Genomic DNA, 21,691 nt, shown 5'->3' on the forward strand with positions numbered 1-21,691 from the left:
GAGCAGTTGTCAGGCGGTATGGACGGCGCACAGGAGTGGTGGGAGTGGACGTGTGTGCATAGCCGTTCCAGGTACTGGCTGCCTGGCGCTGCAATCGGTGCGTTCGCGATGACGCCGGTGCTGCGCTGCAGCGCAATTGTCCGGAAAAAATGCCTGTAGAATCAAGGTGATGCGCATGGGCCCAACTGCGCCGCAGCGTGTGCTGTGGGTGATTTTCCCTACCCGTGTCAGGGCGATGCAGTTGGCGTCTACCGGGCGCATCAAGTTGCGCGCTGCGTTGTCGAAAACCCTTATAGCAATCATGACGCGACACTCTCGGACGTCTAGGGGTGGACGGCGCAGAGCTGGCGATGCAGGTGATCGCATTGCCGGTGTGTTTCGCGGTGTCGTCGAAGGTTGCTAGCGCTGTCGCATCGCTGTTGCGCGAGGCTGTGCACAGAGCGGCTGGCGCATCCGGGTCCCTGGGGAGAGGCCCGGCATGCTTGGCGGCGGATCCGGGTCGGGAGCCTGGGTCCGCCTTTTTTTGTGTTCCGCAGCGGCACCTCGCTTGAAGATGGAACACCGCCTAGACCTGCCATGCCACAGCAGACAGTGCGCGATCCAGGCCGGTGCTGGTTTGCATGCCTGCGGCGAGTTGCCGGGTCTCAGCGGTCGCCGCTGACGCGGGTTTTCGCATGGCATCTGCTATCGGCTGCTGCAACGTCGGCGCGACGGGACGGAGTGGCCGCGCGTTCTGGTCTGGCCGCAGATCGCTGCCCAAACCGGTGCGACCCCAGGCGTACGCCGCGCAGCCCGAACACGCTGCGAGCCACGCATCGTCAAGCCAAGGGAATCCGCACCGAAAAACAGGTGCCGCCCTGCGGCCGTGGCCGGACGTCCACCTCGCAGCCCAACGTCTCGGCAGTGCGATGCACGATCCACAGGCCGATGCCCAAACCGTCGCTGCGCGGGTCGGCCTGGCGGAACGCCTGGAAGACCTGCTCGGGATGGTCCATGTTCAAGCCGATGCCGCTGTCGATGATGTCCACTTCCGCAAAACCGGGGCGGCGACGAGTGCCGACCAGCACGCGGCCACGCTCGGTGTACTTGATGGCATTGCCGACCAGGTTGCCGATCAAGGTGGTCAGCAGTGTGGGGTGGCTGCGCACGCGCAGCGAGGTGTGCACGTAGCGAAGGGCCAGGTACTTGTCGATGGCCGGTTGACGCCACACGCCGAGAACCGAATGCAGCACGTCTTCCAGCTGCAGCGGCTGCAGGTCCGGCATGGCGGCCTCGCTCGCGGCGGCCAGCGTGGCCAGCTCGTCCAGGCTGCGGCCGACCAGGCTGATCGCATCGCGTGCGGTCACCAAGGTCGGAATGGAGTCGACGTTGGCATGCCGACGCATCTTGTCGATGGCATAGGCGGCAGTGCGCAGCGGGGTCTTCAGATCATGTCCGGCGATGGCCATCAGGCGGCTGCGGTAGCGATCCGATTCCTCGGCGATGGCCAGTGCGCGGCGTAGTTCCAGCTGCGCCATGGTCTGGCGTGCCAGTGCACGCAGGGCTTCCACCTGCTCGTCGGTGAGCTGGCGTGGTTTCCGGTCCAGGACGCAGACCGTGCCCAGCGGCAGGCCGTCGGGCGTCTTCAGCAAGGCACCTGCATAGAAATAGAGCGGTGCTTCGCCGGTGACCAGCGGGTTGCGCGAAAAGCGGATGTCTTCGCGCGTGTCCGGCACCACCAGCACATCGTTGTCGAGCAGCGCGTGCGCGCACATCGACTTGAACAACGGGGTCTCGCGCTCGCCCATCCCGAGCTCGCTCTTGAACCACTGGCGGTCCGCGTCGACCAGGCTGATCAGCGCGATCGGCGTCTGGCAGATGATCGAGGCAAGCCGGGTGATGTCTTCGAAGGCCGCTTCGCGCGGGGTGTCGAGAATGCCGTAGCTGCGCAGCGCCTGGAGACGCAATGCTTCGCTGGGAGGCTTGGGTGCGCAGGGAAGCGGTTCGGCCGCTCGATCGGACAGGATGGTGCTCATGCGCGCAGCTACAAGGTGGAAGCGGCAAGCATAGGGCATGCCAAGGCTCATCATGTGTCTACGGTCACAGAGGCCGGACGAAAGTGTGACTGCCGACCAGCACGGCGACGCGTGACGCGTCCGGCGTGCGGTCAACGGGCTCGGAAGCTGAAGCGGCAGGCCCAGCCGATTCTGGCGCGCCGGTTCCGGCGCATGCCTGGGCGCGGATCATTCGGGGCGACCGGTGCAACCGGGTGCGACATCCGGTCGCGCATCGGCCGCGACCATCGCCCCGGCTTGCGTGGCGGCTTACACTTCCAGGCATGCTGCGTTTGTCCCGTCGCCACCGGTTGTTGCCCCTGCTTGCCTGTCTGGCGGTGGTGCTGATGCTGGTCGCTCCGCTGATCAGCCGCTGGAGCCAGGCGCAGCCGAGCGAGCCGATGTGCATGGGCGTTCCGGCCCTGTCGGCAGAGAGCTCGCTGCATGCCGGCCATCGAACCCAGCCGCCAGCTATGGCCGTGGACGCGCAGCCCGGCGCCGTAGTGAACACGCAGCACGCCGGCAGCCACGACGCAGCGACGCATGGTGAAGCCTGCGATTACTGCGTCTTGGCCGCACGCTTGCTGCCAGTGCTCATCGTGGCGTTGCTGTGCCTGCTGCAGCTGCGGCCGACGCCGGCTCCGGCGGTCACCCAGGCAAGCGCACGCGCGGTCTTTCGATGGGCCGCACTCGGCGCACGCGGACCACCGCTGGCTGCATAAGCTGGCCCCTGTGCGGGCGTCCATGCAGCAATGCCCCGTGCGCGCCTGAGGTTGTCGGCGTCACTGCCGGGCAGTGCGGGCGACTCGCTTCTTATCCAGTGATGCCGATGCGCGCCGCGACGGTGGCAGCGCACGGCTGTGCGGCCGTGCAGTCACGGCGAAGGGTTGGTCATGCGTCTGCGGTTGTTGAAAGCGATGTGGTGCGCGCCGTCGTTGGCGTTGGTGTGGGGGCCTGCATGTGATGTGCAGGCGCAAGACGCGGCACTCACCCTGGGCAAGCTGCAGGTGAGCGAGCATGCGCAGCGCAGCCCGAGTACGGTGCGCGTGCTGAGCTCGGTGGATGTGATCGGTGGCGAGCTGCTGCACGATCAGCATGTGGACTACAGCTGGGAGCTGCTGATGCGCGCGCCCGGGGTGCAGGTTACCCAGTTCCGCATGGGTACCGATGCAGGGCGTTTTTCGTTTCGCGGATTCAATGGCGAAGGACGCATCAATGCGGTGAAACTGCTGATCGACGGCATCCCCAGCAACGACAACGCCGGCGCCATGCCGTATCTGGACGCGGTATTTCCGCAGGACATCAGCGCCATCGAGATCGTGCGCGGCACCAACGACGCGCGCTATGGCTTGAATGCCATTGCCGGCAGCGTGGACGTGCTCACCCGTACCGGCGGCAACGACGGCCGCTTGAGCGTGACGGCCGGCAGCTTCGATGCGCGCGAGGTGCAACTGAGCAAGGGGTTCGAACAGGGCGTCTGGAGCCAGAACTATGTGCTGGCCTGGCGCGACTCGGACGGCTATCGCGATCATGCCGACGCACGCAAACGCAGCGTGGCGGGCAAGTGGTTCTACACCGACCCGGACGGTGCATTCCGCGCAGGGCTCACCACGCGGTACTACGACAACCATGCCTTGGAAGCCGGCTATCTGGATGCCGCCACCGCACGTGCGGCGCCGCGCAGCTCGCCGGACTATGCGCAGGACGACCGCAGCGAGCGTCGCACGAGCCAGACTGCGTTGCATGCGGACGGTGCGCTCGGCGAGCAGGCGCAATGGAGCGCCAAGGCCTACCAGAACGACTACCACAATCAACGCTGGGTACGGTTTTCTGCGGCCGGGCTGCAGCAGGAACGCGATACCGACGAAACCCATCGCGGGCTGCTGCTGCGTAGCAACTGGCAGCCGGACTGGGGCGCGCTGCAGGCCAACCTGGAAGCCGGGGTGGATGCGCAGTGGCAGGACAACCAATCGCAGCGGTATCGCACCGTGGCGCGTGTGCGCGGGGCACAACTACGCGATTGGGACTACGACCTGCGCACGCGTGGTGCGTATGTGCAGGCGGTGCTGACCCCGATTGCACGCCTGCAGCTGGTGCCGGGGTATCGCATCGATCGTGTCGATGGACAGCTGCACGACGTGCTGGCCGGCGTCGTCGCGCCAACCTACGACTACGGCACCATCAAGCAACCCAAGTTCAGTGCCAGCTACCGCGTGGGCGAGCAGGGCAGCGTGTATGCGAACTGGGGGCGCACGTTCCAGATCGGCAGCGGCGATGGCGCCTACCGCCGCCAGCCCGGCAATCTGGGGCCCTCGATCAACGACGGCTGGGAGACCGGCTTGAAGTTCGCACCGTCGTCCCTGCTGGATGGGCGCCTGGCGTATTGGGAGCAGCGCGCATCCGGGGAGGTGGCGACTGTTCTCGGCGTCAATGGCGTGGTGGGCATCGGCGATGTGGCCAATGTCGGCCGCACGCTGCGGCGCGGGTGGGATGCGCAGCTCAACTTGCAGCCGGCTGAGCATTGGCGCGCGTGGGTCTCGTATTCGCGGCAGAAGGCCAGCATCGCCACGCCCGATCCGAGCGCCCCGGCCACGCGCGGCAAGGAGATCGAAAACGTGCCGCACTGGTTGGCCACCGCCGGGCTGGAGTGGCAGGTCGGTTCGTCGGTGCAGTTGAGCGCCTGGGGCAATGCGCAAGGCGATTACTACCTGGAACGCACCAACACGCTGGGCCGCACCGGTGGCTACGCCTTGCTCAATCTGGGCGCGCGCTGGGCCGTGGATGCGCGCAATGCGCTCAGCCTGCAGCTGCGCAATGTCACCGATCGTGCGTATGTGTACGCCTGGTACGACAGTGGCAGCTCCGGTTACTCGCCCGGCGATGGGCGTGCGTTGTCGGTGTCGTGGGATTGGAGCTTCTGATGCATGCAACGACTGACCAGGGTCGCGTAGACGACGCGCGCCAAGGTAGCCGATGGCGCTTCTATCGCGCGGTGTGGCGCTGGCATTTTTATGCCGGGCTGCTCGTGCTGCCCTTCATCATCTGGCTGGCGGTGACCGGGGCTGCGTTCTTGTACCAGGACGCCATCGATCGCAGCGTGCACCACGGATTGAAGGTGGTGCCGATAGGCGATGCGCGTCTGCCCGCACAGCAGTTGGTTGCCGCTGCACAAGGGCGCTACGGCGGCAGCTTGTTTGTGTACACCACGCCCAAATGCGCGGATGCGAGCGCCGAGATCGGGCTGGTGGATGCGCACGGCGTGCGGCAGGTGGCGTATGTCGATCCGTACCGTGCGCAGGTGTTGGGCGCCCTGCCCGAGCATGGCACGCTCGGCTGGACGATCCGCCGGCTGCATAGTCTTGCGCTGGTGGGCCCATATGCCCGCGGCCTGATCGAAATGGCCGGCGGATGGGCCATCGTGCTGGTGCTCACGGGTGTGTATCTGTGGTGGCCGCGCGGGCGACGCGGCGGCGTGATCAGTGTGCGTGGCAAACCGAAACAGCGGCTGTTCTGGCGCGACCTGCACGCAGTGACCGGTGCCGGGGTCGGTGCGATCCTGCTGTTTCTGGCGCTGACCGGCATGCCGTGGTCGTGGCTATGGGGGGCGCAGGTCAATCGGTGGGCCAATGGACATGATTTCGGCTATCCGGCCGGGTTGCGCGTGCAGCAGCCGATGTCGCAGCAGCGCTTGGCCGACAGTGGCGAGCCGGCGTGGTCGTTGCAGCAGGCGCGCCTGCCGGAATCTGTGGTACCTGCACAGCGAACCGGCGCGGTGGATGAGCGCGCGCATGGCCAGCAAGCGCATGCGTTGCAGATGGGCGACGAGCATTTCGAGCACTCCGGGCACGGAGCGCTCCCAGCAAGCGCAGCGCATGCAGGCCACGAAGACCACGCAGCGCACCCTGGCCAGTCGGGGCACGCGGCCCAGCACGCGCACTCGGCAGACAACGCACATGCCGATCACGGCGATTCCGCTGGATTCGCTGCGCCGGGACGCGGCGCGATCGGTCTGGATGCAGCGATGGCGCGTTTCGAGGCACGCGGCATCCTGCCGGGATATAGCGTGGCGCCGCCGCGTGGTGCGACCGGGGTCTATACCGCGTCGGTGTACCCGGCCGATCTGCAGCGGCAGCGGGTGATCCATTTGGATCAGTACAGCGGTGCGCTACTGCTGGACATGCGCTATCGGGACTACGGGCCGCTGGCCAGGCTGCTGGAATGGGGCATCAACGTGCATCTGGGCCAGCAATACGGCACTGCCAATCAGTTGATCCTGTTGCTCGCCTGCATCGCCATCGTGCTGTTATGCGTCAGCGCGGCGGTGATGTGGTGGAAGCGCCGCCCCAGCGGTAGCTTGGGCGTACCGCCGTTGCCGGCCGACCCGCGCACGCTACGCGGCCTGATGGCGTTGCTGGCGCTGTGCGGGCTGATCTTCCCGCTGGTCGGCCTGTCGTTGTTGCTGATGTGGGTGTTCGACCGTTACTGGATGCGGCGCGCTCACGCCGATGCCTCGGCGGGGTGATGCGTGCGCCGGTGCATGAGTGCAGCTCGCAGCGCACTGCCGTTGCATGCTGGATGCAGCGTGCCCATGCAGCTGCGCACATGCTGGTGAAGCGTCACCCCCGTACAAGCGCAACTGGCAACTGGCCGTTGCCGCTAGATATCTTCGTGGATGCCGCACTCGCGCTTCAGACCGAAAAAGCGCGTGTCTTCTTCGCGCATGCCGGGCTCCCAGCGACGCGTGGTGTGGAAATCGCCGATGGACACGTAGCCTTGTTCCCATAGCGGGTGATACGGCAGGTCGTGCGCTTGCAGGTATTGCCACACATCGCGATCCGTCCAGTCGGCAATCGGGCTGATTTTGTAACGCTCGCCGCGCTTCTGCACGATCGGCGTCTGCGCTCGGCCGCCGGACTGGCTGCGGCGCAGGCCGGTAAACCAGGTGCCCACATCGAGTTCGTCCAAGGCCCGGCGCATCGGTTCGACCTTGCGCAGATTGTTGTATTGATCGATGCCGACCATGCCTTGCTCCCACAGGCGGCCGTGGCGCGCTTCCATCCAGGCGCGGCTGACCAACGGGCGATACACCTTGAGATTGAGCTTGAGTCGCTCGGTCAAGGCATCGGCGAAACGGTAGGTTTCCGGAAACAGATAACCGGTGTCGATCAGGATCACCGGGATGTCCGGACGTTGTTGACTGAGCAGATGCAGGGTAACCGCCGATTGCGCGCCGAAGCTGGACGACAAGGCCGCGTTCTGCGGGCCGTGCTGCAGCGCCCAGGCCACGCGTTGATCGGCACGCAGCCCTTCCAGCTGCGCATTGAGCGCGTCCAGATCGTCGAACGCGGAAGACGTGATCGATGCAGCAGGCAGCGCGGTCATGCGAGCAATTCCAGGTCGAGGCGACGGTGCGTGGGGTAGGGCGGCAATGCGATCACCCCGGCGCGATGCAGGAAATCGCCGAAGCCTTCATCGTTGGCGTGGTCGCGTTCGGCGGCATAGCGCGCCAACAGCGGTTCCAACGCGGCCAGGATCTCCGGCTCGGTGATGTTTTCGCGATACAGCGTATTGAGCCGCTGCCCGCGACGGTCGCCACCCAGCATCAGGTTGTAGCGCCCGGGCGCCTTGCCGACCAGCGCGATCTCGGCAAGATACGGGCGCGAGCAGCCGTTGGGGCAGCCGGACAGGCGCAGCACGATCGGCGTCTCGGCCAGGCCGTGCTGTTGCAGCAGCGGCTGCAGCGCCGCGCTGAAATCGGGCAGATAGCGCTCGGCCTCGGCCATCGCCAGGCCACAGGTTGGCAGTGCCACGCAGGCCATTGCGCCGCGCGCCAAGGCAGTGGCGGACTGGTTGCCGGCATCCAGCCCGTAGTGCGCGACCAGCGCATCGACGCGTGCGCGCTCGCTGGCCAGTACGCCGGCGATCACCAGGTTCTGGTTGGGCGTCATGCGGAACTCGCCAACGTTCAACTGCGCGATTGCGCGCAACCCACTCAGATGCGCTGCGGTATCGGTGTCGGCAATGCGGCCGGCCGGCAGCGACAGGGTCAGATGCCATAGCCCGTCTTCGCCTTCGACCCAGCCATAGCGGTCGCCGTTGTGGTCGAACGCGAACGGCTGCGCCGGTTGCAGTGCGAAGCCTGCGCGGCGGGCGATCTCGGCCACGATGGTGTCCAGCCCGTGGTCGTCGATGGTGTACTTGAAGCGTGCGCGCTTGCGCACCGCACGGTTGCCGAAGTCGCGTTGCGTAGTGACCACCGCAGTGGCGATATCCAGCAACTGGTCGCGGGTCACGAAGCCGATCACGTTGGCCACGCGCGGCCAGGTCTCGGCATCGCCGTGCGAGGCGCCCATGCCGCCACCGATGCTGACGTTGTAGCCCAGCAACTGCCCATCGCGCAGGATGGCAATAAAGCCCAGATCGTTGGCGAACACGTCCACATCGTTGAGCGGCGGTGCGGCGAAACCGATCTTGAATTTACGCGGCAGATAGCGCTCGCCGTAGATCGGCTCGTCTTCGCTGCCGGAGCCGGACACGCGCTCTTCGTCCAGCCAGATTTCGTAGTACGCCCGCGTGTTGGGCAGCAGGTGCTCGGACACGCGCGCGGCATCGGCATACAGCGTGGCATGCGCCTGCGACAGCAGCGGGTTGGCGGCCACCTGCACATTGCGATTCACATCGCCGCAGGCGGCCAGCGTATCGATCAAGGTGGCATTGATGGCCTGCATGGTGGCCTTCAGTTCGCGCTTGATCACGCCATGGAACTGGAACGCCTGGCGCGTGGTGATGCGCAGCGAATGATTGGCGTAGCGGGTGGCGATGCCATCCAGCGCCAGCCATTGCGTGGGCGTGATCACCCCGCCCGGCGTGCGCGTGCGGATCATGAACTGGTACGCCGGCTCCAGCTTCTGCCGCCGCCGCTCGTCGCGAATATCGCGGTCGTCCTGCTGGTAGCTGCCGTGGTACTTGATCAGGGTCTGATCGTCCTCACGCAATGCACCGGTCACCGCATCGGCCAGGCTCTGTTCCAGCGACCCGCGCAGACGGCGGCTTTCGGATTTGATGTCTTCTACAGAGTGGCTCATGACGGGATTCGGCATTCGTGATTGGGGATTAGCAACAGCAAAGCGCGGGCATTACCCGCACAGCACAAAGATCGCGGACACCTGCTCTCACGAATCCCCAATCCCGACTCCCCAATCCCGGCACTAATAAACATCCCGCGCATACCGCCCCTCCACCTGGAGTTGCGTGAGGTACGCGCTGGCGGCCTCGGCATCGAGCGCGCCGTGGCTGGCGACGATCTCGAGCAGGGCGGCATGCACGTCCTTGCCCATGCTGATAGCACCGCATACATACACATGCGCGCCGCCCTGCAGCCAGGCATAGACCTCGGCACCGCGCGCGCGCAGGCGGTGCTGGACGTAGAGCTTTTCGGCCTGGTCGCGCGAGAACGCCAGATCCAGCCCGTGCAACTCGCCGCGTTGCAGGGCCTGCTGCCATTCGGCCTGATACAGGAAATCGGTATTGAAATGCTGGGCGCCGAAGAACAGCCAGTTACGGCCCTTGGCACCGGTTTCCGCTCGCTCCTGCACAAAGCTGCGGAACGGCGCCACGCCGGTGCCCGGGCCGATCATCAGGATGTCGCGATCGGCATCGGCCGGTACCCGGAAGCGCTCGTTCGGTTCGATGTAGACCGGCGCGGTGTCGCCTTCGCCAAGCGCGGCCAGAAAGCCGCTGGCCGCACCCAGATGCGCATGCCCATGCGCCTGGTAGGTGACCTCGTCCACGGCCAGATGCACTTCATCGCCGACGCGCTTGCGGCTGGAGGCGATGGAGTACAGCCGCGGGTTGAGGGAACGCAGCGCGGCGAGCAGGCCGGCGTGGTCCCAATCCGCCGGCCAGCGGCGCAGCACGTCGATCACTTGATGATCGGCAAGCAGCGACGCCAGGCCGGCGGTCTGGGTGGGGTCGAGCAGCGCTTGCAGCTCTTGCGCGCCTGCGCGCTCGGCATGTGCGGTGAGAAACGGCCGCGACAGCTTGGTCAGTTCGCGTTGGGTGGCGAGCCATGCATGCAATGCCAGGGTCTGCTCGCCGACGGTGACTGCGGCATCGCCGTCCAACCGCAAGGTCTGCAGCACCGCATCGACCAACGCGGGCGGATTGCGATGGCGGATGCCCAGTGCGTCACCCGGCTCATAGCTCAGGCCGCTGCCTTGCAGCGAAAATTCCAGATGGCGCACGCGCTTGCCGGGCGCCGCATAGACGCGAAATCCCGGGCCCTTGAAGTCGCGTCCGCTGATGATCTGATTGGACAACAACTCGGCGGCGAACGGCTGCTGATGCGACCACACCGGCGTGGTCGGGCTGCTGCGCAGCGGCGTGACCGTGGCCGAGTGCAGGCCGCCCTTGAGCTGCTCGCGCGCGTGCGTGAGTGCCTGTGCGCGCCACGGCACGGCAACGCTGTCGATGTCCAGATCGGCTTCGCCGCGCGGCTGCACGCGGCTGCCGCCCAGTTCGGCCAGGCGTTCGTCGATGCGCCGGGCAATACCGCAGAAATCGGCATAACTGGAATCGCCAAGGCCCAGGACCGCGTACTTGAGCTCGGGCACCTTGGGCGCGCGACGGCTGGTCAGGAATTCCACCAGGCCGATCGCATCGTCTGGCGGGTCACCTTCGCCCTGGGTGCTGATCACCACATACAACAGCCGCTCACTGGCCAGCTCTCGGGTGGGGTAGGCGTCGGCGCGCACCAGGCGCACGCTCAGACCCGCGGCCTCGGCCTCGGCGGCTAGGTGCTCTGCCTCGCGACGGGCATTGCCGGTCTGGCTGCCGTACACCACGGTCAGGCGTTGGCCTTCCTGGGCGAGTGCGTGCGCCTGTCCGCCCGGCAACACCGCCAGCGAGCGCGGCGGATGGCCCTGCGCCAGCCCGGCAGCGTAGCCGGACAGCCACCACAGCGATGCGGTGTCCAGGCCGTCGACCAACCGGTCCAGCAGTACCTTGCGCTCGTCGGGCAAGGGGCTGGGCGGTAGCGCGGAACTGGCGGCGGTCATTCGGATCCGGGGAGTTTGATGAGAGTGACGATGTTAGGGAAGCGTTGTGCCCACCAGAAAGGAATTGCCGTTATCGCGTTATGCCGGGCGCTTATTTCGTGCACTCATCAGGGCGGCACACACTGCCGCGCCTTGCCCTACCATCGGCTGGTCTGCCCGCCGACATCCACGACATCCCGATGACTCTGCCGCCGCTTTCCCATCTCGACCGGCTCGAAGCCGAAAGCATCCACATCCTGCGCGAAGTCGCCGCTGAGTTCCGGGTTCCGGTCATGCTGTATTCGGTGGGCAAGGACAGCTCGGTGCTGCTGCACCTGCTGCTCAAGGCGTTCGCGCCGTCGCGGCCGCCGATCCCGCTGCTGCATATCGATACACGCTGGAAGTTCCGCGAGATGATCGCCTTCCGCGACCGCCGCGCGGCCGAGACCGGGGTGGACCTGCGTGTGCACATCAACCCCGACGGGGTTGTGCAGGACGTTGGCCCGATCAGTCACGGTGCCGCCGTGCACACCGACATCATGAAAACCCAGGGCCTGAAGCAGGCCCTGGAGCATGGCGGCTTCGATGCGGCGATCGGCGGGGCACGCCGCGACGAAGAGAAATCGCGCGCCAAGGAGCGCGTCTTTTCGTTTCGCACTGCGCGCCACCGCTGGGATCCGAAGAACCAGCGCCCGGAGTTGTGGAATCTGTACAACGCGCGCACCGGTCCGGGCGAAAGCGTGCGTGTGTTTCCGCTGTCCAACTGGACCGAGCTGGACATCTGGCTGTACATCTACCGCGAGAAGATTCCGGTGGTGCCGCTGTACTTGGCCGCCCCGCGGCCGGTGGTGGAGCGCGACGGCGCCTGGATCATGGTCGACGACGCGCGCCTGCCGCTGCACCCGGGCGAAACCCCGCAACTGCGCTCGGTGCGCTTCCGCACGCTGGGCTGCTACCCGCTCACCGGCGCCATCGACTCCAACGCCGACACGCTGGAAGCGGTCATCGCCGAAATGCTGGTCAGCACCAGCTCCGAGCGCCAGGGCCGCATGATCGACCACGCCCCGGGCGCCTCGATGGAACAGAAGAAGCTTGAGGGGTATTTCTGATGGGCAGTGATTCGGGATTCGGGATTCGGGATTGGCAAGAGCAACCCGCGGCGAGCGGGAAGGTGGAGGGGAGCGCTCTTGCGAATCCCCACTCCCCACTCCCCAATCCCGGCACCATCGGTGCCTACCTCCATCAACACGAATCCAAGCCGCTGCTGCGCTTCATCACCTGCGGCAGCGTGGACGATGGCAAGAGCACGCTGATCGGGCGGTTGCTGTACGACAGCAAGCGCCTGTTCGACGATCAGCTTGCCGCGCTGGAAAGCGACAGCCGACGGCATGGCACCCAGGGTGGGGGCATCGACTATGCACTGCTGATGGATGGGCTGGCGGCCGAACGCGAGCAGGGCATCACCATTGATGTGGCGTACCGCTATTTCGATACCGACCGACGGAAATTCATCGTGGCCGATTGCCCCGGGCACGCGCAGTACACGCGCAACATGGCCACCGGCGCGTCGACTGCCGATGTGGCGGTGGTGCTGGTGGATGCGCGCAAGGGCCTGCTGACGCAGACCCGCAGGCATAGCTACATCGTGTCGTTGCTGGGCATCCGGCATGTGGTGCTGGCGGTCAACAAGATGGACCTGGTGGACTACGACGCGCAGGTGTTCGCCGATATTGCGGAAGGCTACGCCGCGCTCGCCGCGCAGCTGGGCATCGACCAGGTGCAGTGCATTCCGCTGTCGGCGCTGGCGGGCGAAAATCTGTCCAGCGCTTCGACGCGGATGCCGTGGTACAGCGGCCCGTATCTGCTGCAGCACCTGGACACCGTGCAGTTGGAGCCGCCGGACGCCGCGAGCGGCCTGCGCCTGCCGGTGCAATGGGTCAACCGTCCCAACGCGCAGTTCCGTGGCTATGCGGGCACGATTGCGGCCGGCCAGGTGCAGGTGGGCGATGCAGTGGTGGTGGTGCCGTCCGGGCGCCGCACGCAGGTGGCGAGCGTGCGCGATGCCAACGGCGAGGTGAGCAGCGCACGCGCCGGGCAGGCGGTGACGCTGACCTTGCGCGATGAGATCGATATCAGCCGTGGCGACATCATCGCCGCCATCGACGACCCGCCGGAAGTGGCCGACCAGTTCGCCGCGCATCTGCTGTGGATGGACGATGCTGCGTTGCTGCCCGGCCGCCCGTACTGGCTCAAGATCGGCACCCGCACGGTGACCGTGAGCATCAGCGACATCAAGCACAAGGTCGATGTGAACACGCAGGAGCGGCTGGCCGCCAAACGGCTGGAGCTCAACGAAGTGGGTTACTGCAACCTGGCGCTGGACGAACCGATCGCGTTCTCGCCTTACGCGCGCAACCGCGTGCTCGGCGGGTTCATCCTGATCGACCGGCAGAGCAATGCCACCGTGGCCGCCGGCACGCTGGAATTCGCGTTGCGCCGCGCCGGCAACGTGCACTGGCAGCATCTGGACGTGGATCGCGGCGCACGTGCGCGCATCAAGGGCCAGGCGCCACGCGTGTTGTGGTTCACCGGCCTGTCGGGTGCCGGCAAGTCCACTGTCGCCAACCTGGTCGACAAGCGCCTGCACGCCCTGGGCTATCACACCTTCATCCTGGATGGCGACAACGTGCGCCACGGGCTCAACCGCGATCTGGGCTTCACCGATGAAGACCGCGTGGAAAACATCCGTCGTGTGGCGGAAGTGGCCCGCCTGATGGCCGATGCCGGCCTGATCGTGCTGGTGAGTTTCATTTCGCCGTTCCGCGCCGAGCGGCAACTGGCGCGCGAGCGCTTCGACCAGGGCGAGTTCGTCGAGGTCTTCGTGGACGTGCCGCTGGCGGTTGCCGAGGCGCGCGACGTGAAGGGGCTGTACCGCAAGGCGCGTGCCGGGCAGATTCCCAATTTCACCGGCATCGACTCGCCATACGAGGCACCCCAGACGCCGGAGATCCATCTTCACGCCGATGGTGAGAATGTAGAGGCGCTGGCGCACCATGTGCTCGAATATCTGGGGCTGGAACGCTAAGCGCGGCCAACACGGCAGGGCAGGCGGTCCTCAGGCAAGCGCGGTACGCGTGTGCAGCGGCGGTGTATGACCCCATACATGCCGTTGCTGCAGACCGGTTGCGCCCGTCTGGCGAATCCGCCGCCACGTCTTGGTCACGCTAACCAGCGCATCGTGCCAAGGACAGCAAGGGTCTTTGGTCATGGTGCAAAGCGCGCCCTTTCTGTCAATTCATGGCGGCTAGGTCGGTAAACTTTCGACGTACCCCGCCAGGATGTCCTGATGCTTGTTCTGCCCAGCGCGCGCGTTTGCGCCGCGCTCTTGTTGGCCGTTGTGCTGGTCGGTTGTAGCCGTCAGGCCAGCACGCCGGCCGCTGCCAAACCCATTCCGGTCTCTGTGCAGGCGGTGGCCACCCAGCCCTGGAACTCGACCGTACAGTCGATCGCCACCGTGCGCGCGCGCGAATCGGTGGCGCTCACCGCCGCGGTCAGCGATGTGGTGGAGCAGGTGTATTTCGACAGCGGCGACGAGGTCAAGGCCGGGCAATTGCTGCTGCGTCTGCGCGGCAATTCGCAGCAGGCCGCCTTGACCGCCGCACAGGCCACCTTCGAAGAAACCGACCAGTTGTACCGCCGCCAGTTGAGTCTGGTTGGCCAGCAACTGGTGGCCAAGTCCACCGTGGACACGCAACGCGCCCTACGCGATGCCGCGCAGGCGCGCGTGCAGCAGATGCGCGCGGAAATCACCGACCGCGAAGTGCGTGCGCCGTTTTCCGGCGTGCTGGGCATCCGCCAGATCAGCCCTGGCTCGCTGATCACCTCCAGCACGGTGATCGCCACGCTGGACGATGTGGCGCGCATGTACGTGGATTTCCAGGTGCCGGAATCGCAGTTCGGCCTGGTGCAACTCGGTAATGCGGTGAGCGGCAGCGCGGCGGCGTATCCGGGCGCACAGTTCCAGGGCGAGGTGGTGACCATCGATTCGCGGATCGACGAAACCACGCGCTCGGTGACGGTGCGTGCTGACTTTCCCAACGACGATCGCCGGCTGCGCCCGGGCATGTTGCTGGATGTGCGGCTGTTCCAGCCGGCGCGGCAGGCGATGGTGATCCCGGAAATTGCGGTGGTGCAGGTGGGGCGCGAATCATATGTGTTCCGGGTCAAGCCCGACGGCACCGTGGAGCGCGCCGATGTACGGCTGGGCGAGCGCCGCGATGGCAAGGTGGAAATTCTCGAAGGCGTCAGGGCCGGTGAGCGCATCGTGGTGGATGGCACCGGCAAGCTGCGCCCGGGCGTGAAGGTTGCCGATCAGGCGCCACCCGCAGCACCCCGCCCGCAGGCGGCCGCACAATGAAACTCTCCGACCTGTCGATCACCCGCCCGGTGATGGCGGTGGTGATGAGTTTGCTGCTGATCGTGCTGGGGGTGATGTCGTTCACCCGCCTCACGTTGCGCGAATTGCCGGCCATCGATCCGCCCATCGTGTCGGTGGATGTGGAATACACCGGCGCCTCGGCGGCAGTGGTGGAAAGCCGCATCACCCAGGTGCTGGAAGACGCGCTGGCCGGCATCGAGGGCATCTCCACCATCGAGGCGCGCAGCCGCAATGGCTCCTCCGATATCAGCATCGAATTCGTGCAGTCGCGCGATGTGGAGGCGGCTGCCAACGACGTGCGCGATGCGGTCAGCCGCGTGTCCGACCGCATGCCCGACCAGGCGCGTCCACCGGAGATTTCCAAGGTCGAAGCCGACGCCGACCCCATCCTTTGGCTCAACATGAGCTCCAGCACGATGGACACGCTGCAGCTGTCCGACTACGCCGAGCGCTATGTGGTCGATCGCTTCTCCAGCCTGGACGGCGTGGCGCAGGTGCGGATCGGCGGGCGCCAGCGCTATGCGATGCGCATCTGGCTGGACCGCGACCAGCTGGCCGCACGCGAACTCACCGTGGCCGATGTGGAAGCGGCGCTGCAGAACGAAAACGTGGAGTTGCCGGCCGGCAGCATCGAATCGGCGCAGCGCGATTTTACCTTGCGTGTGGAGCGCAGTTATCTCAAGCCCGAAGATTTCGCCAAGCTGCCGTTGAACAAGGGCGAGGGCGGTTACGTGGTACGGCTGGGCGATGTGGCCAGGGTGGAGCTGACCTCGGCCGAGCTGCGCGCCTATTTCCAGAGCAATGGCGTGCCCAACGTGGGGCTGGGCATCGTGCGCAACTCCACCGCCAATGCGCTGGACGTGGCGCGCGAAGCGCGCGCGCAAGCCGAAGAAGTGCAGAAGTCTCTACCGAAGGGCACCAACATCTTCGTCGCCTTCGATACCACCACCTTCATCGATGCGGCGGTGGAGCGCGTGTATCACACGCTGGTGGAAGCGGTGGTGCTGGTGCTGGTGGTGATCTGGGTGTTTCTGGGCAGCGCACGCGCTGCGCTGATTCCTGCGGTGACGGTGCCGGTGTGTCTGATTGCCGCGTTCATTGCGCTATACGCCTTCGATTTTTCGATCAACCTGCTCACCCTGCTGGCCTTGGTGTTGTGTATCGGCTTGGTGGTGGACGACGCCATCGTGGTGGTGGAAAACATCCAGCGCCGGATCGATCTGGGCGAACCGCCGCTGGTGGCCGCCAAGCGCGGCACCGGGCAGGTGGCGTTCGCGGTGATTGCGACCACGGCCGTGCTGGTGGCGGTGTTTCTGCCGGTCGGTTTTCTGGAAGGCAATACCGGGCGGCTGTTCCGCGAGTTGGCGGTGGCGCTGGCGGCGGCAGTGGCGATTTCGGCCTTCGTGGCGCTGACGCTGACGCCGATGATGTCGTCCAAGTTGTTGCGCGCGCATGGGCAGGCCAAGCCCAATCGCTTCCACCACTGGTTCGATGGGCGCATGCAGGCGGTGTCCGGTGCGTATGGGCGCTCGCTGGAGCGGCATGTGCACCGCACATGGATCTTTGCGCTGCTGATGCTGTTGGCGCTGGGCGCCAGCGCATGGCTGATGGGCCGCATTCCCTCCGAACTGGCGCCGGCCGAAGACCGCGGCAATTTCCAGATCATGATCGACGGACCGGAAGGTGCCGGCTTCGATTACACGGTGGGGCAGATGCATCAGGTGGAAGACATCCTGCGCCCCTTCGTGGGGCCGGACAAACCCATCGTGCGCGCCAACCCGCGCGTGCCCGGTGGCTTTGGCAGCAGCGAGGAAATGCACACCGGCCGGGTCAGCGTGTTCTTGCAGGATTGGGAAAAGCGCACCCGCCCCACCACCGAAGTGGCCGATGAGGTGCAGCAGAAACTCAACGTGCTCAGCGGCGTGCGTGCGCGCACGCAGGTGAGCGGCGGGCTGGTGCGTAGCCGCGGCCAGCCGTTTCAGCTGGTGCTGGGCGGGCCGGATTACGCGGAGATTGCGCAGTGGCGCGATCGCATTTTGCAGCGCATGGAAGCCAACCCCGGCCTGGTCGGCCCGGACTCGGATTACAAGGAAACCCGCCCGCAGATGCGCGTCAATATCGATCGCCTGCGCGCGGCCGATCTGGGCGTGCCGGTCGCTGCCATTGGCGGCGCGCTGGAAGCGCTGATGGGCTCGCGCCGCGTCACCACCTTCGTCGACAACGGCGAGGAATACGACGTGATGCTGCAGGCCGGGCGCGAAGGCCGCATGTCGCCGGAAGACCTCACCGCCATTCGCGTGCGGTCCAACCGCGGCGAACTGATCCCGCTCTCCAACCTGGTGACCTTGAGCGAAGTGGCCGAAGCCGGCACCTTGAACCGCTTCAATCGCCTGCGCGCGATCACGATCACCGCCGGCCTGGCACCGGGTTATCCGCTTGGCGATGCCATTGCCTGGGCGCAGCAGGCCGCGCAGGAAGAGCTTCCCGACTATGCGCAGGTGGACTGGAAAGGCGAATCGCGCGAGTACCAGCAATCGGGCAGTGCGGTGTTGCTGACCTTCGGCATGGCGCTGCTGGTGGTGTATCTGGTGCTGGCCGCCCAGTTCGAGAGCTTCGCGCACCCGTTGGTGATCATGCTGACGGTGCCATTGGCGGTGCTGGGCGCGCTGGTGGGGCTGTGGCTGACCGGCGGCACCCTCAACCTGTTCAGTCAGATCGGCATCGTGATGCTGGTGGGCCTGGCGGCCAAGAACGGCATCCTGATCGTGGAATTCGCCAACCAGTTGCGCGACGAAGGGCGCAGTGTGCATGCGGCCATCGTGGAATCGGCATCGGTGCGTTTGCGCCCGATCCTGATGACCTCGATTGCGACGGTAGTCGGCGCGATTCCGCTGGTGGTGGCCGGCGGGCCCGGTTCGGCCAGCCGCGCCACGATTGGCGTGGTGGTGATCTTCGGCGTCTCGCTGTCCACGTTGTTGTCGCTGTACGTGGTGCCGGCGTTCTATAGCCTGATCGCGCCGTACACCAAGTCGCCCGAAGCGGTGGCACGCCAGCTGGAAACCCTGGAAGCGCAGACGCCGTCGGTGGGTGGGCATGCGTGAATGAGGTCGGCGGCGCAACGGCTGCCGGCATTCGTCGATGCGGAGGATGGCGTCAGGTCATCGATGCGCCGGGCCGGCGTGTGCATTCGTCCATCTGAGCGGCCGGCGTCTGCGCTGCGCAATTCGTTGCATGCGGCAGCAATGCCGCGCGCTGCAATGCGTCTCGTACGGCTGTGCACGGTAGGCAGTCGCTGCGAATCCTCGTCACGCTACCCAGCTAGAACGGGTGCGCGTTGTGGCCCGTGTAGGTGCGGCGCGGATGCGAGCCGGTCGCCAACCAATGGCCCATGACAGGCATGGATGAATATGGTGCACTTCGGCGATTGCCATCCCCGGAGTTGTCGATGCGTCGTCTTGCCTGCCTGCTTGCCCCTTCTCTTCTCGCGTTGTGCTGCGGCAACGTGCTGGCACAGTCGTCCGCCGAGCCGGTTCCCAATGGTCGCCTGCCGACCTGGGCAGTGCCCGAGCGCTATAGCCTCGCGCTCAAGATCGACCCGGAGCAGACCCAATTCAGCGGCCGCACCACCATTCGCGTGCAGCTCAAGCAGGCATCCGACCATCTTTGGTTGCACGGCAAGGAATTGAAGGTCAGCAAGGTCACCGTCAAGCCCGGCAGGGGCAAGGCGCTGACTGCACGCTACGTGGAAGCCGATGCGCAGACCGGTGTGGCGCGGCTGGACTTCGGCCGCACGCTCTCGCCGCAGACGCTCACCGTGGACATGACCTACAGCGCGCCGCTCAACCAGCAGCTGCAGGGCCTGTACCAGGTGAAGTACCAGGGCAAGGCGTATGCGATGACGCAGATGGAGCCGATCAGTGCGCGCTACGCGTTCCCGGGCTTCGACGAGCCGGCGTTCAAGACGCCGTTCGACATCAGCCTAACCGTGCCCAGCGATGACCAGGCGCTGGCCAACACCATCGCGACCTCGACCAAGCCGGCCGGCAAGGGCTGGAAGACGGTGACCTTCGCCCCGACCGTGCCGCTGCCGACCTATCTGGTCGCCTACGCCGCCGGCCCGTGGGACGTGGTGGATGTGGCGCCGATGGCGGCCACCCCGCAGCGCCCCAACGCCACGCCGTTGCGCGGCATTGCCGCCAAGGGCCAGGGCCCGCGCATCACCCCGGCACTGGACCAGACCCCCGCCATCATCGCCGCGCTGGAGGACTACTACGCCTTCGGTTATCCGTTCGACAAGCTCGATCTGGTCGCCGCACCGGACTTCAGTGCCGGCGCAATGGAAAACCCGGGGTTTGTGACCTTCCGCGATTGGCTGCTGTTGCTGGACAAGGATTCGCCGGCCGAGAACGTGCAGCGCTCCTTCAACGTCAATGCGCACGAACTGGCGCATCAGTGGACCGGCGACACCGTGACCATGGCGTGGTGGGACGACCTGTGGCTCAACGAAGCCTTCGCCACCTGGATGCAGCAGAAGATCACCATGCAGCTGCATCCGGAATACCACGCCAATCTGGACCGTATCGGCGGTGCGCAGCATGCGATGGAGAACGACAGCCTGGTGAGCGCACGCAAGATCCGCCAGCCGATCACCGGCAATGGCGATATCGAAACCGCCTTCGATGGCATCACCTACCAGAAGGGCGCGGCGGTGCTGGCGATGTTCGAAGCCTTCGTCGGCGAAGACGTGTTCCGCGAGGGCATGCGCGCCTATATCGCCAAGCACAAGTTCGGCAACGCCACTGCCGACGACCTGGTCGATGCCATCGCAGAAGCGGCCGGCAAGGGCGACGATTTCAAGGCCGCGTTCCGCAGCTTCCTCAACCAGCCGGGCGTGCCGTATCTGCAGACCCAGGTGGCGCGCGAAGGCGGCAAGACCGTGGTCAAACTGCAGCAGCAGCGCTACCTGCCGCTGGGGTCCAGCGGGTCTGCCGCGCAGCAATGGGGCGTGCCGGTGTGCGTGAAGTACGGCAAGGGCAAGAACCAGGTCGGTACCGCCTGCCAGCTGCTTGAAGACGGCAGCGGCAGCATCGTGCTGGAAGGCGCCGGCAAGAACACCTGGGTGTTCCCGAATGCGCGCGGCGCCGGCTATTACCGCTTTTCGCTGCCCAAGAAGCAATTGGCGGCGCTGGGCAAGCAGGTCGGCCAGCTGGACGATAACGAACAGCTCGCCTACGCCGATGCGATCAATGCGGCGTACCGTCACGGCGATGCCGACAACGCGGCCGTGCTGGCAGCGCTCGCGCAGCTGGCGCCGTCGGCATCGGCAGATGTGTCCACCGCGTTACTGGACCGTTTCGGGTGGATCTGGCGTTACCAGGCCACCACCGAGGCGCAGCGCGGCGCATTGCGCAAGGCTGCCGAACAGGCGTATCTGCCGCGTCTGCGTGCGCTGGGTTACGCGCGGCGCAGCGGTGAGTCGATCGACGACACTGCGCTGCGCACGTCGCTGGCCAGTGTGTTCGCCTTGCGTCTGCAGAACGCTGAGGTACGCAAGGCCCTGCTGGTGCAAGGCGATGCGGTGCTGGCCGGCGGCAAGGGTGCGCTGGATTTCTCCGCCGCCAACCCGGACCTGCTGGGCACCGTACTGGCCGTGACTGCCCAGGAACGCGGCGCGCCGGCAGTGCAGGCGCTGATCGATGCACTGCGCACGCATGCCGACCCGGCCCAGCGCAACGGCATGATCGCCGCACTGGGTGCAGTGCAGGACCCGGCGCTGCTGAAGCAGGTGCGCGATTTTGCGCTGACCGATGCGATCAAGGTGGGCGAGATGAAGAGCCTGCTGATGCGCGGGCACAGCAACGAGCGTTCGCATGATTCGATGTGGGCCTGGTTCACCGCCAACTTCGACCGCCTCGTGCAACGCAGTGGCTCGTTCGATGGCGGCGGGTTGCCGGCGCTGGGTGCATCCGGCGGCTGCAGCGTGGAGGAGGCCGATCGCCTGGATGCGTTCTTCAAGCCGCGCCTGGCCAAGCTCAGTGGCGCCGACCGTGGCCTGGCCCAGACCGGCGAGACCATCCGCCTGTGCGCTGCGTTGAAACAGGCGCAAACCGTCCAGCGCTGAGTTGCGGCGTGCGGCCAGCGTGCGCAGTATCGCGGGAGTGAATGCTGCGCATGCCATGACCACC

General features: G+C 66.1%; 12 protein-coding genes. 8 read left to right on the forward strand and 4 right to left on the reverse strand.

Translation table 11 applies throughout. From position 1 onward, the window contains the following. Positions 1-818 precede the first annotated feature (818 nt). Complete coding sequence (locus J7367_RS07080) at positions 819-2,015, reverse strand: GAF domain-containing sensor histidine kinase (protein ID WP_057661169.1); 1,197 nt, start codon at positions 2,013-2,015, stop codon at positions 819-821. A 302-nt stretch (positions 2,016-2,317) separates the two neighbouring features. On the opposite strand from J7367_RS07080, the gene J7367_RS07085 reads away from it, so the two are divergent. The 3 genes from J7367_RS07085 (at position 2,318) to J7367_RS07095 (ending at position 6,555) form a co-directional block, all read left to right on the forward strand. Next, positions 2,318-2,755, forward strand: coding sequence for a DUF2946 family protein (locus J7367_RS07085; protein WP_057661167.1), 438 nt, complete (start codon positions 2,318-2,320; stop codon positions 2,753-2,755). 195 nt (positions 2,756-2,950) lie between these two features. Continuing rightward, on the forward strand, positions 2,951-4,954 hold the full coding sequence (locus tag J7367_RS07090; protein ID WP_057661188.1) for a TonB-dependent receptor: 2,004 nt from the start codon (positions 2,951-2,953) through the stop codon (positions 4,952-4,954). Further along, positions 4,954-6,555 (forward strand): PepSY domain-containing protein, encoded by a 1,602-nt coding sequence (locus J7367_RS07095; RefSeq protein ID WP_057661164.1) that lies wholly within the window; start codon positions 4,954-4,956, stop codon positions 6,553-6,555. The genes J7367_RS07090 and J7367_RS07095 overlap by 1 nt, the downstream gene beginning before the upstream one ends. Before the next feature lie 134 nt (positions 6,556-6,689). On the opposite strand, the gene J7367_RS07100 is transcribed toward J7367_RS07095, so the two are convergent. From J7367_RS07100 to J7367_RS07110, 3 genes are all read right to left on the reverse strand, one after another. Further along, positions 6,690-7,415: a phosphoadenylyl-sulfate reductase gene (locus J7367_RS07100; RefSeq protein ID WP_022558611.1), complete on the reverse strand. Its 726-nt coding sequence runs from the start codon at positions 7,413-7,415 to the stop codon at positions 6,690-6,692. Then, positions 7,412-9,133: an assimilatory sulfite reductase (NADPH) hemoprotein subunit gene (gene cysI, locus J7367_RS07105; protein ID WP_081027790.1), complete on the reverse strand. Its 1,722-nt coding sequence runs from the start codon at positions 9,131-9,133 to the stop codon at positions 7,412-7,414. The genes J7367_RS07100 and cysI overlap by 4 nt, the downstream gene beginning before the upstream one ends. 108 nt (positions 9,134-9,241) lie before the next feature. Next, the gene (locus J7367_RS07110; protein ID WP_057661161.1) at positions 9,242-11,089 is read right to left on the reverse strand and encodes an assimilatory sulfite reductase (NADPH) flavoprotein subunit; all 1,848 of its coding nucleotides are present in this window, start codon (positions 11,087-11,089) and stop codon (positions 9,242-9,244) included. Positions 11,090-11,268: 179 nt separating this feature from the next. On the opposite strand from J7367_RS07110, the gene cysD reads away from it, so the two are divergent. The 5 genes from cysD to J7367_RS07135 all read left to right on the forward strand — a co-directional run bounded on the left by cysD (position 11,269) and on the right by J7367_RS07135 (position 21,627). Continuing rightward, positions 11,269-12,177, forward strand: a complete 909-nt coding sequence (cysD, locus tag J7367_RS07115) for a sulfate adenylyltransferase subunit CysD (protein ID WP_007964555.1) — start codon at positions 11,269-11,271, stop codon at positions 12,175-12,177. Positions 12,178-12,239: 62 nt separating this feature from the next. Continuing rightward, positions 12,240-14,153 (forward strand): sulfate adenylyltransferase subunit CysN, encoded by a 1,914-nt coding sequence (gene cysN / locus J7367_RS07120; protein ID WP_176215022.1) that lies wholly within the window; start codon positions 12,240-12,242, stop codon positions 14,151-14,153. A gap of 261 nt (positions 14,154-14,414) precedes the next feature. After that, positions 14,415-15,485 carry an efflux RND transporter periplasmic adaptor subunit gene (locus J7367_RS07125; RefSeq protein ID WP_007964558.1) on the forward strand — a complete coding sequence of 357 codons (1,071 nt, stop codon included), beginning with the start codon at positions 14,415-14,417 and terminating at the stop codon, positions 15,483-15,485. Further along, positions 15,482-18,607, forward strand: coding sequence for an efflux RND transporter permease subunit (locus J7367_RS07130; protein WP_057661158.1), 3,126 nt, complete (start codon positions 15,482-15,484; stop codon positions 18,605-18,607). Before J7367_RS07125 ends, J7367_RS07130 begins: the two co-directional genes overlap by 4 nt. Before the next feature lie 344 nt (positions 18,608-18,951). Then, complete coding sequence (locus J7367_RS07135) at positions 18,952-21,627, forward strand: M1 family metallopeptidase (RefSeq protein ID WP_209028904.1); 2,676 nt, start codon at positions 18,952-18,954, stop codon at positions 21,625-21,627. Positions 21,628-21,691 lie beyond the last annotated feature (64 nt).

The sequence above is a fragment of the Xanthomonas sp. D-36-1 genome (assembly GCF_017746155.1).
In the GTDB taxonomy this organism is placed as follows: domain Bacteria; phylum Pseudomonadota; class Gammaproteobacteria; order Xanthomonadales; family Xanthomonadaceae; genus Xanthomonas; species Xanthomonas cissicola.